9 protein-coding genes and 1 pseudogene are annotated in these 13,153 nt (G+C 46.8%); 5 read left to right on the plus strand and 5 right to left on the minus strand.

Going from position 1 to position 13,153, the window contains the following annotated elements; translation table 11 throughout:
* Positions 1-36: 36 nt before the first annotated feature.
* From H6F63_RS20455 to hflX, 3 genes and pseudogenes are all read right to left on the minus strand, one after another.
* Positions 37-327, minus strand: coding sequence for a hypothetical protein (locus H6F63_RS20455; protein WP_190639315.1), 291 nt, complete (start codon positions 325-327; stop codon positions 37-39).
* A 143-nt stretch (positions 328-470) separates the two neighbouring features.
* Positions 471-644, minus strand: a pseudogene (locus tag H6F63_RS20460) (hypothetical protein); the annotation flags it as partial.
* On the minus strand, positions 641-2,353 hold the full coding sequence (gene hflX, locus H6F63_RS20465; protein ID WP_190639317.1) for a GTPase HflX: 1,713 nt from the start codon (positions 2,351-2,353) through the stop codon (positions 641-643). The gene hflX and the pseudogene H6F63_RS20460, both read right to left, overlap by 4 nt.
* 402 nt (positions 2,354-2,755) lie before the next feature.
* On the opposite strand from hflX, the gene phaE reads away from it, so the two are divergent.
* The 5 genes from phaE (at position 2,756) to H6F63_RS20490 (ending at position 9,127) form a co-directional block, all read left to right on the plus strand.
* A complete protein-coding gene (phaE, locus tag H6F63_RS20470; RefSeq protein ID WP_190639318.1) occupies positions 2,756-3,577 on the plus strand; it encodes a class III poly(R)-hydroxyalkanoic acid synthase subunit PhaE in 822 nt (273 codons plus the stop codon).
* 7 nt (positions 3,578-3,584) lie between these two features.
* The gene (gene phaC / locus H6F63_RS20475) at positions 3,585-4,640 is read left to right on the plus strand and encodes a class III poly(R)-hydroxyalkanoic acid synthase subunit PhaC (RefSeq protein WP_190639319.1); all 1,056 of its coding nucleotides are present in this window, start codon (positions 3,585-3,587) and stop codon (positions 4,638-4,640) included.
* Positions 4,641-5,083: 443 nt separating this feature from the next.
* A complete protein-coding gene (locus tag H6F63_RS20480; RefSeq protein ID WP_190639320.1) occupies positions 5,084-5,800 on the plus strand; it encodes a Crp/Fnr family transcriptional regulator in 717 nt (238 codons plus the stop codon).
* Positions 5,801-6,031: 231 nt separating this feature from the next.
* Complete coding sequence (locus tag H6F63_RS31130) at positions 6,032-6,739, plus strand: helix-turn-helix domain-containing protein (protein ID WP_190639321.1); 708 nt, start codon at positions 6,032-6,034, stop codon at positions 6,737-6,739.
* A 216-nt stretch (positions 6,740-6,955) separates the two neighbouring features.
* Positions 6,956-9,127: a P-loop NTPase fold protein gene (locus tag H6F63_RS20490; RefSeq protein ID WP_190639322.1), complete on the plus strand. Its 2,172-nt coding sequence runs from the start codon at positions 6,956-6,958 to the stop codon at positions 9,125-9,127.
* 20 nt (positions 9,128-9,147) lie between these two features.
* Here H6F63_RS20490 and H6F63_RS20495 read toward each other — a convergent pair whose 3' ends face one another.
* Both H6F63_RS20495 and H6F63_RS20500 read right to left on the minus strand, forming a co-directional pair.
* On the minus strand, positions 9,148-10,626 hold the full coding sequence (locus H6F63_RS20495) for an MFS transporter (protein WP_190639323.1): 1,479 nt from the start codon (positions 10,624-10,626) through the stop codon (positions 9,148-9,150).
* A 239-nt stretch (positions 10,627-10,865) separates the two neighbouring features.
* Positions 10,866-12,401, minus strand: coding sequence for an MFS transporter (locus tag H6F63_RS20500; protein WP_190639324.1), 1,536 nt, complete (start codon positions 12,399-12,401; stop codon positions 10,866-10,868).
* Positions 12,402-13,153 lie beyond the last annotated feature (752 nt).

Genomic DNA, 13,153 nt, shown 5'->3' on the forward strand with positions numbered 1-13,153 from the left:
TTCAACTGCTGTCGGAGCGCAAATTATTTGTTGTTACTACCGTTGGTGAGTGAATGCTCGGAGTGAAAACCAAGCAACGGCAGTAAGGGGAAGGACAATACTGATACCAATGGCAGCCCCTTTCAATCGTTGTAGCGAGAGTAGAGTTAATTTGATACCAAACACTGTGGTGACAGTGTTTGTCCATTCTTCTAGTTGATTTGGAGAACTGGTAGGAACCAGAACCATAATCGAAAAAAACAGTGCCAAATAGAAAGCTAAAAACGCCGCTCCACCACCAACTAGCGCCAGAGTGACTTTTTTGACTATCTGAAGAATTTCTTCCATCGCCTAAATACTTGAAATAAATTGGAAATTCGTCACGTCCCCTAGGATAGCGAAGAATTTACAAAAGCGATAGCGAAGCGATCCGTCTTGCGGCGGATCGCACTTGATAAATTTTGGGAAGATTAAGAGCGATCGCACTCTGCTTAATCTTTCTTTTTTTCCTTTTTCCTTGTGCTTTTTATTTTTGTCTTTGCCTTTACTTCTGCTGCTCGTAAAAGCAAATTCCCCGCCACAACTTGCCTAGCCGTATGCTCGTAGTAATTGGTTGACATATCCAGAGCAGCTAGATAATCCAACTTACGAGCAGCAATATTCACATTTTCATAAGTGGAGTCTGTGAACCAGCTTCGTCAATTAGTTGCACCAATCGCTGGCGTAGCGTCTCTAAACCTAAGCGTCCAGTTGCTGAAATAAACACCGCCTCAGGAAACTCTTGCTGAGCTAAAGCCAAGTTTTCGCTATCTACTTTATCGACCTTGTTAAAAGCAATCAAAGCTTTACCAGGAATAGTAGGCATTTCTGCTAGCACGTCCATGACTGAACGGATATGGCTTTCCCAAGCTGGATGGGACACATCGACCACATGAAGCAACGCATTCGCCTCAGTTACTTCCTCCAAGGTGGCGCGGAAAGCATCCATTAGAGGTGGCGGGAGTTCGTGAATAAACCCTACGGTGTCTGTAAGCAGAAGAGACCTCCGCTCTTGAGTGTTTGGATCTGTAATTACCAGTTTTCGCGTTGTCGGGTCGAGGGTGGCAAATAGTTGATTTGCTGTATAAACTTCGGCATGAGTCAACGCATTTAGTAGCGTCGATTTACCCGCATTGGTATAACCGACTAAGGCAATAGAGGGAATTTCTTGCTGTTGTCGTTGTTGTCGCAACCGGGAGCGATGGGCTTGTAATTGGTTAACTTCCTGCTGAAGTTGGGCGATTCGGCGTTGAATGGTTCGCCGCTCAGTTTCTAGTTTGGTTTCACCCGGCCCTCTGGTACCAATTCCGCCTCCAAGCCTGGACATTTCCCGACCTCGACCCCTGAGCCGAGGCAGCATATATTCCAGTTGCGCCAGTTCCACTTGCAATTTACCCGCTTGGGATTGAGCCCGTTGAGCGAAGATATCCAGAATTATTTCAGTTCTGTCTACGACTCGGATGTTAATCTGCTCTTCCAGGTTTCTTGCTTGGGAAGGAGAAATATCTCGGTCAAAGACGATTAAGTTGGCTCCTATCTGATGAGCGCGTTGGGCAATTTCTTCAATTTTTCCTTGACCGACAACCGTTTGAGGATGGGGGCGACTTCGCTTTTGCTGTATTGTTTCTAATACCTCTCCTCCAGCACTATCAACTAATCGAATCAGTTCTTCAAGTCCGTCTTGAAACCGTTGGGGAGACACGTCCTCGGTCATCAACCCAACCAGTAACACTTTGTCAGAGCCTGATTCAATTACTTGGAATTGCGATTTTCCATCGCTTGATTCAGAGAACTCGGTTTCCCATTCATCAACTAAGTCGTCAAAGTCTTGTTCGTTCAGCTCATCTAGGCTGAGGGGAGGAGAAACAATCCAAGGCGTTTCTTGTTCGGGTACAAGGTGAGCTAGGTAAGCTTCCTTGACTAAGCCTGTGGCTTCACCGTCCCGTCGTCCCGCTCCGTTGCCAGCGGGGATTAACACCAAAGCGTCTAAGCGCTGTCGTGCCATTGCCGTCAGTGCTGCTGGGTCAGGTGGCTGTAATTTAAGTTGAGTGGCAATGCAGCGAATCCCACTCAGGCGTTCCGCGCTATGCCGGGGAATGTCTTGGAGTGGGATTTGAGTTTGGCTTGGCGTTCCGACTGCAACTCGGATTACTTGCCCGCGTCGATTGATGTAGCAGCAGACGGGGTGGTGAATCTCTGTACTGATTGCTGCTAGAGTTTGGGCGAATTCGGGGGTAGTTAGGCTATGGGAGGGTTGCCGTTGCTCGTACAGCCGCTGTAGTTGTTTGATGTAACTAGATTTTACTCCTTGTAGATTCCCGTAAATGGTTTCCATAAGATCGGCTAGAAAACTAGCGCATTAAGTTCATTGATTCAATAATTACTAATTTTTTTTATTGACTAAATCTCCCCTTTGGACTAAGTAGGGGTATGAATCGGCGACTGACCAACATAGGATTAAGTTAAGCATTCTACATCTAGGAAACAGAAGGTCGCCGAACTCTATCTAACCAAGCCGAAATGGAAGGCTGAAGAGGTTATTTTTGAGATTGGCCAGCGCTGTTGGCAATCCGGTTATAAGTCAATAAATGGTGATGAATAGCACAATTACACACGTACCAAGCTGCGTGCTGATTCTCAAAACGAGAAATGGGCTATGCAAGTAATATGCGATCGCATTCTTACTAATCATACCTACGGTGACGAACTTGCCACAGGAAAAAATCTAAGATGAATTTTGCCCACTTACGTCACCAATAGTTCAGCAACAATGGAAAAAGACGGTACTTACTGGGTCGAACAGACTGAGAATCTGGTGAAAACGTGGGCTGAGACTCAAAAGAAAATCTGGGAAAGCTGGGTTGATTTTATTAGACCTGTGACAACTCCCGAAACGCCTGCTACAGTCAACGGTATTCAAAATCAGTCCGAGTTATGGCTTCTGTATGCGGAGGGGCTGCAAAAGTTAGGTCAGCTTTGGGTAGAACCACTGCGGCAGTCACTAGAAATGGTGACTCAGGCGATGGGCGGCGATGTTGCATCAATAGAGCTGAATAACCTCTACTGGGACTATCAACAGAACTTTGGCAACTTACTGCAAAGCCCAAGTCTGGGATATACCCGTGAGTTCAACAACAAACTGCTTAAAAGCTTTGATGCCTGGACAAACTTCTATAAAGCGAGCTTTGATTATCAGTTAGTGCTGGTCGATGTCTGGATGAGAGCCTTCGAGCAGCTGATGCGATTGGCATCCTCCCAGGAAAAGGGCGAAACGCTTCAGAACTGGCGGCAATTTCAGCAAGTCTGGAGTAGGGTATTTGACCAAGCATTCGCGCAGACGTTCCGTTCAGAGAATGCCCTTGAGATCCAGGGGAAGTTCTTGAATGCAGCCATGACCTACAGGCTCCAGCAGCAACAGCTAATGGAAGTGTTTCTGAAGATGAATAACTTACCAACTCGCAGCGAAATCGATGAGATTCACCGCAACGTCTACGAGCTGCGTAAGGAAATTAAAAGCCTTAAAAAAGCTTTAGCAGAATCCCAACGCAGCGAGTCTTGAGGATGCAATGCACGATTTTACCGAGCTAACCCAAAAACTGTTTAAGGGTGTAGAAAGCTTCAGCCGCCTGCGCGAGGAGGACATTCAGATTGGGGTGACACCCAAGGAGGAAGTTTACCGAGAAGATAAGGTGGTGCTGTACCGCTTCACACCAAAGGTGGAGCATTCGCTGAACATCCCGATCCTCATTGTTTACGCTTTAGTCAACCGTCCCTACATCGTCGATTTACAGGAAGGACGATCGCTTGTTGCCAATTTGCTCAATCTTGGCATGGATGTATACATAACTGACTGGGGCTATCCCAGTCGAAGCGATCGCTTTTTGACTCTTGACGACTACATCAATGGTTATATCAATAACTGTGTGGACGTAGTACGCGATCGCCACAACTTAGAGCAAATCAACCTGTTAGGCATTTGTCAAGGGGGCGCTTTCAGTCTCTGCTACAGTTCCATTTACCCAGAGAAGGTGAAAAACCTGATTACTATGGTCACTCCGGTTGATTTTCACATCCAGGAGGGACTGCTCAATGTTTGGGGTGGAAGCACTCTAGGGTCACAAGCGCTAGACGTGGATCTAATGGTAGATACTCTGGGTAACATCCCCGGCGACTTCATGAACTTAGAGTTTTTGCTGCTGAAGCCGTTCCAGTTAGGAATTCAGAAGTATATTGACCTTCTGGATACTATCGAATCAGAGGACAAGCTGCTCAACTTTCTGCGGATGGAAAAGTGGATTTTCGATAGTCCTGACCAAGCTGGGGAAGCTTATCGACAGTTCATGAAGGATTTCTACCAGGGAAATAAACTGATTAAAGGTCAGGTCGAGATTGGAGAGAAGCGAGTGAATCTGGAGAATATCCGCATCCCGATTTTGAACATTTACGCTGAGCAAGATCATTTAGTTCCCCCAGCATCTTCCTTAGCTCTTGAGAAGTACATTGGGAGCGAAGACTACACCGTGCGCTCCTTCCCAGTTGGACACATCGGGATGTACGTCAGCAGTAAGGTGCAGCGAGACCTTCCTCCAACCATTGTCGATTGGCTTAAGGTGCGAGCGTAGAACAGTTGAGGCTATCTAAGCTTTGCGATCGCGGGTGCATTCCAATGCCAGCAAAAATACCTAGCGATTGAAATCGCGGCTATACAAACCAAGCCTGCGGAGGCAGGTTCAATTAAGTCCGTGCAGGCGGACTACCCTGCGGGAAGGGCTTTGCCCAACGTTTGTATAACCCCATACTTCAGTCTCTGGGCGATTTAGTCTCATTGAGATGCTTTTTGGAACGCGCTCGCAACCCTCCACACCCCCACCTCTTAGCTCTGTGCCGCCTCTACCGCAAGCGGTAGAGGCGGCACAGACTGTCAATTAGGTAAAATAGATAAGGCAGCTATTCACTTCCTGGTCAATCAACACCTCTTGACATTCGGGCTAGGCTCTAAGTTTTTCTCCTGATGCCGCCAGTTGTTTTTTGCAACGGCTCAACCCTAGGAAATTCCTAATACCCGATGTCCGATACTTCACCCCAAGCAGTCAATCGACTGCTAGCTGCTCTGCCCGATGCTGAGTACCAACGCCTTATTCCCCATCTAGAGCGCGTCCCGCTATCTCTTAAACAAGTCCTTTACGATGTTGGTGAACCAATTGAATACGTCTATTTCCCCGGTCGGGCAATAGTTTCTTCACTCTCCACTATGGAAGATGGCTCGATGGTCGAAGTCGGCTTAGTGGGGAATGACGGAGTTATAGGTATCCCCGCCGCTTTGGGAGACAACATCGCAACCACAACCGCGATGGTGCAGCTAGCAGGCTCTGGCATGAGGATGAAGGCAAGCGTGCTTAAAAGCGAGTTTCAGCGGGGTGGTTTATTTCAAAGTCTGCTGCTACGGTATATGCAAGCGCAGCACGCCTTCGTCTCGCAAAACGCTGCCTGCAATCGCCTCCATCATCTGGAGGGGAGACTGGCTCGTTGGCTACTGCTCGTCTGTGACCGTGTAGAGTCAAACGAGTTGCCTCTGACTCATGAATTTATGGCCCAGATGCTGGGTGTACGACGTGCGGGTGTCACGGAGGCGGCTAACAGCCTTCAACAGGCAGGATTAATTCGCTACACCCGTGGCAAAGTTACCATCCTGAATCGGGAAGAATTGGAAGCAACCTCGTGTGAGTGTTATGAAATCATCAAAGGCGAGTACGCTAGGTTGCTAAGCATTAAACACAGTTGAATGCTGTCAACTAGTGATGCGATCGCAGCTCTCCACACCCCCACCTTTTAGCTCTGTGCCGCCTATACCGCAAGCGGTATAGGCGGCACAGACTGTTAATTTTGTAGGATATAAGAACTAGGTCTTCACTTCCTAGTGAATCAACACCTTTTGACATTCGGACTAAGGTCTAAAGTCTTCTCCTTATGCCGCAGTTGTTTTTTCTAACAACAACTAAGGAGCCTAATACTCGTGTCCGAAGCCTCCCCCCAGGCAGTCAATCGACTGCTAGCCGCTCTGCCGGATGCTGAGTACCAACGTCTTGTTCCCCATTTAGAGCACGTCTCGCTCCCTCTGAAGCAAGTCCTTCACAAGAGGGGTGAATCAATTGAATACGTCTATTTCCCCCATCGCGCCATAGTTTCTTTGGTTTCCAGTCCGGAAGAAGGCTCGAAGGTCGAAGTCGGCTTAGTGGGTAATGAGGGGCTAGTGGGTATCCCGAACATTTTGGGAGACAACATTGCGACGACAACCGCAATTGTGCAGCTTGCAGGCTCTGGCATGAGGATAAAGGCAAGCTTGATTAAAAGCGAGTTTCGGCGGGGTGGTGTAGTGCAAAGTTTGCTGCTGCGGTACACGCAAGCGCTATACGCTCTAGCCTCACAAAACGCGGCTTGTAACCGCCTCCATCAGCTCGATGAGAGACTTGCCCGTTGGCTGCTGCTCGTCTGTGACCGTGTAGAGTCAAACGAGTTGCAGCTGACTCAGGAATTTATCTCCGAGATGCTGGGTGTACGACGTGCGGGTGTCACGGAGGCGGCTAACAGCCTTCAACAGGCAGGACTGATTCGCTACCACCGTGGCAAAATTACCATCCTGAATCGACAGGAATTAGAAGCTGCTTGTTGTCCGTGTTATGGAATCATCAAAGGCGAGTACGCTAGGTTGCTAGAACACTGACAATGTGTTCCTTCTACACAACCGACCTTAACGCTAATGTCCATCGAACAGTAGACAAGAGCAAAGCTTCATTGATGCTACTTTATGAACATCTATAAAGATAAGCGATCGCATAATTAGGACGTAATGCAACACCCCACACTCAGCACGCCAGTGGGGTCTTAATTAAACGAACGTTCAATGGCAAGGACACCTTAGTTAACAAAGAGAGACTGCATGGCTCAAACAAAGAACGATTCAAAGGTCTTGCCAGAGGATTTTAGTGACCCATCGGCAGACAACGCCTTAATCGAGCCGAAACAAGACCGATTAGGATATGCACCCTTTGCCAAACATCTTGCAGACAGTATTTGCCAAATGAACTTTCCTGAAGGGTTCGTTATTGCAGTTTACGGTTCCTCAGGTTTTGGCAAATCGACACTATTGAACTTCTTAACGTACTATCTCCAGCAAAAGCCAAAGAGCGAACAACCTATTATCGTCCCTTTTAATCCCTGGTTATTTTCAGGGGGCGAAGACATCACAAGGCGCTTTATTAACGAATTACAGACAGTTTTGAGCAAATTCAAAGCTGTCCCCAAAGGCTTCATAAGTCGAATAACCGATCTTGCTAAAGTTGTTTCTGAAATTCCTCTTCCTTACGCTCAAGCTAGTAATGCACTCGTAAGATTATTTGACGATAAAGAAAAGGAGACTTCCGACTTAAAAGAAGAAGTCGAAGATACACTCGAACAGCAGCATCCGCGAATCGTAGTAACTATTGACGATATTGACAGGCTCTCCGCTGAAGAGATTAGTCAATTATTTTATCTTATTAAATCAATTCCCAACTTTACTAACGTTGTCTATTTGCTCGTTTTCGATCAAGAAGTTGTCATCAAAACCCTTGGAAATACACAACCTATACCTGGAGAGACCTACCTTTCTCAGATTGTTCAAGCTCCTTTTGAGTTACCCCTCCCAGATAAAACCTCACTCCGCAGGCTACTTTCTGAAAAACTCAATGGCATACTGGCTGACACGCCAAAAGAACTATTCAATCAAAATCGCTGGGGCAATGTTTACTTACAAGGAATAGACCACTTTATTACCAATCCTCGCGACATTGTTCGCCTGACCAACCTCTTAACTGTGACATATCCAGGGGTAAAAGGTGAGGTGAATTCAGTTGATTTCATTGCTATTGAGTGCCTGCGGGCCTTTCGCCCAATGATATATGACATAATCCGCAAAAATCCTACATTCTTTGGGGGAACCGCAAAGACCAAAGGTTATCTAATTCCGACATTAGACGAAATCAAAGATTTTCACCATTCGTGGCTGGCTCAGTTTGAAAATGAGGATAAAGAACCAATCAAACTGCTGCTATTGCACCTTTTTCCTAAATTAGAAGCCGTTTGGCGTAATACCTCCTCCCCTGCACAAGACGAGTCAATATGGCGCAAGCAATTACGTATTTGTAGCTTAGATATATTTCCCAACTACTTCCGCCTGGTACTAACACAAGATGAATTCTCTGATGCTGAGATTAAAGCAATCTTTGCCTTGGCAAAAGATGCAAACGCATTTGGGGAAATTCTTGTAGAACTCGCTCATCAAAAACGCTCTGATGGCACGACGCAAGTTCGGGCATTTCTTGAACAGCTTGAGGATTACACTGAAAAAGAAATTCCTACCCATTGCATTCCTTCAATTGTGAAAGCTTTGTTGGATGTCGGCGACCAGCTTTTACCTCCGGAAGACGAACCGCAGGGGATGTTTGATTTTGGCAATGACATTAGAATTGAACGCCTTATCTCTCAACTGTTGCGTCGGATTGACGAACAAGCACGGTTTGAAACCTTGAAAGAGGCAATGTCAAACGGTAACGCCTTATCCATAATTGTGCGCGAAGTAGCAACCTTGGGTCAGGAACAAGGTAAGTATGAAGCCGATGAATCTATCCCCGAAGAGGAATGGCTCCAGAGCGTAGAACACCTTAAAGAACTTGAAGAAATAGCCTTGAAGCGGCTGCGAGATGCTGCACAACAAAACTCCCTGCTGGAAGCCCCAAAACTATCTGAAAGATTACACTATTGGCAAAGTTGGGCAGGAGAAGAGGAAGTCAAGCAATGGGTTGAAAAGATTATTGATAATGACGAAGGGCTAGTTAATTTCTTGGAGAAGTTCTTGCAAAAAGATTTTAGTGAGTATGGGTCGGACGGGACGCAGAAAACAGGCTACAGACTTGACCCTAAGTGGGTTGAACCCTATCTCGAACCATCTTTGATCCTTGAGAGAATTAGCCACCTCGATGAAACAAGCGAGTTAACAGAAGATCGGAAAAATGCGATCGCGCAATTTATCCGAGAATGTGAGATGCGGCAGCAGGGACAAGACCCAGATTAGGCAACGATTTAAAAGCAAACTTATTCCTTTACTTCAATCAGCTTTGTTGGCTGCGTGACTGGGAACAGGACTCGCATTAGCTGACGTAGAGGCATAGAACGCTGCTCATGAACAAAAACTAAGAGCAGCACGGCAACTAACCGCAGGACAGCTGAGAGAGCAAACACCGTTGGCAAGCCACCAAAATTAGTCACAGTCGCGACAAAGCCACCAACGCTAATTCCGATTGCTCCAGTGATACCAGGAACCGCCGCCGCAACAGCAAAATAAATCGACTGATTGCGTAGCGGTGTCACCGACATCATCAGATTACCGCTGCACAGGTCAATCGCTGCCCACGTGCCACCGCCTACGATATGCAACAAGGGGAACCAAACCCAAAGGAAAATTGGAGCAGTTCCAGCTTCTAACCAAAGTAGAGGCGTCAGAGCCACCAAGATTCCTACCATTATCATCAGCGGGCGATTGCCAATCCGGTCAGCCAGTCTACCCCAGAACATCAGCATCAGCAAGTTAGCACCAGCTCCCAAGCTGCCATAGAGCGTTACCACGCTCACATCTAGCTTGAGATCGCCCAGCAAGTAGAGGTTAAAGAAGGGAGCGCTGACATTAACCGCAAAGCTCCACAAGGCTGAGTAAAGAAGAAACCTCAAAAAATTGGCATCCTTGAGGAAGCTAAAAATTCTCTCCCCGGATGCCCCTTGCTCTGTATCTTCAGGGGCGGCGTGTACTAGCTTTGGGTTCACATCAGTCATCAAGAAGTGAAAGGCCAGACTGATTATCCCCAGCAGAACTCCCAGAACCAAGACCACACCGAAGCCAGAAAACGAGCCACCCGGCCACTTCGATACCGCTAGACCCAGCAGTGGCACGCTGATGAGATTTGTCAAGTTCACAACACTATTGCGAAAGCCAAAATACCGTCCCCGCAATCGCTCCGGTACTAACACAGCTACCCAGGTGAAAAAGGAAGCACGACCCAAAGCTTCCAAGATATTAGTCACCCAGATAATTGCCAATGTCAACAGCACCAACTGGTGCGGCTGGATACGAGATGAGCTGACCAACCAAATCCCTGGCACAATCAGCAACCACAGCAGCCGCGACGTGCCGAAAATCAACAGGGAATACCAGTTACGGCTATTGATGCGGTCTCCCACATAGGCTCCCAGGGGTTGCAGTAGATTCGTCAGCTGGGCAATGGAGGCGAACATACCAATTTCGACGGCACTGGCACCGAGATCCAGCAAGAAATTACTGAGTAACGCGCCGCCGATGATACTGTAAAAGACCGTAGCCAAGGCTCCTTCGGTCGTTAATGCCCGCAGGCTTGTCCGAATTTCTGCCTTGGGAATTTTAAAGGGCGGCTTTGCAGGAAATACTGTCTCGGATAATGCCTTATCCTCTGGTTCGACTTTTAATACTAAATCTTTCTCGGTTTGTTGAAATTCAACTACTATTCCTGCCCCGTTCAGTAATCCTGTAGATAGAGGATTCATGGGTATATTTCTGTAACATATGCTACATTATACCCGAAATAGAAAACTTTACTTTTTTCGTTTCTTGAAACATCCCCACTAAGATAGATTTCGTAACAGATTTGGGGATCAAAGAAGGCGGCTCTCCTCCCATCTTTTAAAAGAGGTGGGAGGAGAGCCGCCTTGTTCATGGTTCATAGTTCATTACATGAACACGAATCCCTCCTCGTCAACCGGGAGGGATTCCGCAATTCGGCATCTCAAGGCTGACCAGATGAGCTTGCAGGTGAACCTTCCTCCTCAAATTCTTCTATTAATGGTAATGGTTTCAAACTGGTGCGTCCTGATTGAATGGCTCCTGCTTGCCGCTTGAGAGTTGGGATCAGGACTTGCATTAGCTGACGCACGCGCACAGAGCGCTGCTCATGAACAAACACCAAGGGCAAGAGGGCAATTAACCGCAGGACAGATGAGAGAGCAAACACCGTTGGCAAGCCACCAAAATCACTCACAGTCGCGACATAGCCACCAACGGTGATTCCGATCGCCCCAGTGATTCCAGGAACCGCCGCAGCAACAGCAAAATAAATCGACTGATTGCGTAGCGGTGTCACCGACATCATCAGATTGCCACTGCACAGGTCAATCGCTGCCCAAGTCGCACCGCCAAGTATGTGCAACAAGGGGAACCAAGCCCAAAGGAAAATTGGAGCAGTTCCAGATTCTAGCCACAGTAGAGGCGTCAGAGCCACCAAGATTCCCACAGTTATCATCAGTGGGCGATTGCCAATCCGGTCAGCCAATTTGCCCCAGAACATCAGCATCAGCAAGTTAGCACCAGCTCCCAAGCTGTTATAGAGCGTTACCACGCTCACATCTAGGTTGAGGTCCCCCAGCAAGTAGAGGTTAAAGAAGGGAGCGCTGATGTTAACCGCAAAGCTCCACAAGGATGAGTAAAACAAAAACCTCAAAAAATTGCCATCCTTGAGGAAGCTAAAAATTTTCCTCCAGGGCGAGCCGTGGTGTGTATCCGAATCGGCGGCGTGTACCAGCTGCGGATTGACATCGGTTATCCAGAACTGAAAGACCAGACTGAGTGTTGCAAATACAACTCCCACAACCAAGACAGCACCGAAGCCTTGGAGCGATCCACCGGGCCACTTCGATACCGTTAGACCCAGCAGCGGCACGCCGATGAGATTGGTCAACGTCACAACACTATTGCGTAAGCCAAAATACCGCCCCCGTAATCGGTCTGGTACTAACACAGCCATCCAGCTAAGAAAGGAAGCACGACCCAAAGCTTCCATGAAATTACTTAGGCAGATAATTGCCAATGTCAACAGCACCAACTGGCGCGGCTGGATACGAGATGTGCTGATCAACCAAATCCCTGGCACAATCAGCAACCACGGCAGCCGCGACGAGCCGAAAATCAAGAAGGAATACCAGTGGCGGCTCTTGATTCGGTCTCCCAGAAAGGCTCCCAGCGGTTGCAGCAGATTTGTCAGTTGGGGAATCGAGGCGAGCAGACCAATTTCCACTGTACTGGCACCGAGATCCAGCAAGAAATTACTGAGCAACGCGCCGCCAATGATACTGTAAAAGACCGTAGCGAAGGCTCCTTCGGTAGTTAATGCCTTGAGGCTTGTCCGAATTTCTCGCTTGGGAATTTTAAGATGCGGGTTTGCAGTTGGAGGCAGCTTTGTCTCTGTTAATGCCCTATCCTCTAAGATTTCCTGAATCGGGAGAGGACTCGCTTCTACTAAAATCTGATCTTCTTGTTGCCCGAACATACTGTATAGCAATATTAAAAGAGTTAACGGGAACTAAATCGCTACCTTCATCTGAGAGCATTTCCGACAACAAATCTCTTAAAAAATGCTTTGTTTAAATCTTATAATGGCAACTTTTTTCCTATAGGGCTAATTACTAAACTCTATAGTTTCATAACTCTACCCAAAAGGTGTACCAAAGCAGCCAAAATTTTGATTTTATACGCACTTTTAATGAGGTTTATTATTCATTAAAAAATTGATGTTCTAGATTAGGTTAATATACTGTGGTCTATCAGACATCCTTCTATGGAATTATTATTTTAATGAATCAATTTTTAATTTTAAATTAGGAGGGTTGCTTGAACTATTCTAGCGTTAATCATTAGATGTCATTTCTCAAGAGTGCTTTCTTTAAGACCTCCCTCCAACGATTATCGATTGGCTTAAGATGGGAGTCTAGAACAGTACCCCCACCTTATTAGCTCGGTGCCGCGTCTACCGCTAGCGGTAGACGCGGCACCGACTTTCAATTATTTAGCATAAAATAGCCATCTTTTCAGTTCCTAGTGAACAAACACCTTTTGACATTCGGACTAAAACCTAAATTCTTCTCCTGATGCCGTAAGTTGTTTTCATAACAACGATTCCATGAAAAAATAAGCTGTTGTGCATTTAAATTGTGATAAAAGCATTACCTTTGTTTTTGAGCTTTCGTCCCCACTTAATAACCAGCTCTCCTTCATTTAAAAGCCGATGTAATAAATACTCTA

The organism is Trichocoleus sp. FACHB-40, assembly GCF_014695915.1.
GTDB classification, from domain to species: domain Bacteria; phylum Cyanobacteriota; class Cyanobacteriia; order Cyanobacteriales; family FACHB-T130; genus Funiculus; species Funiculus sociatus.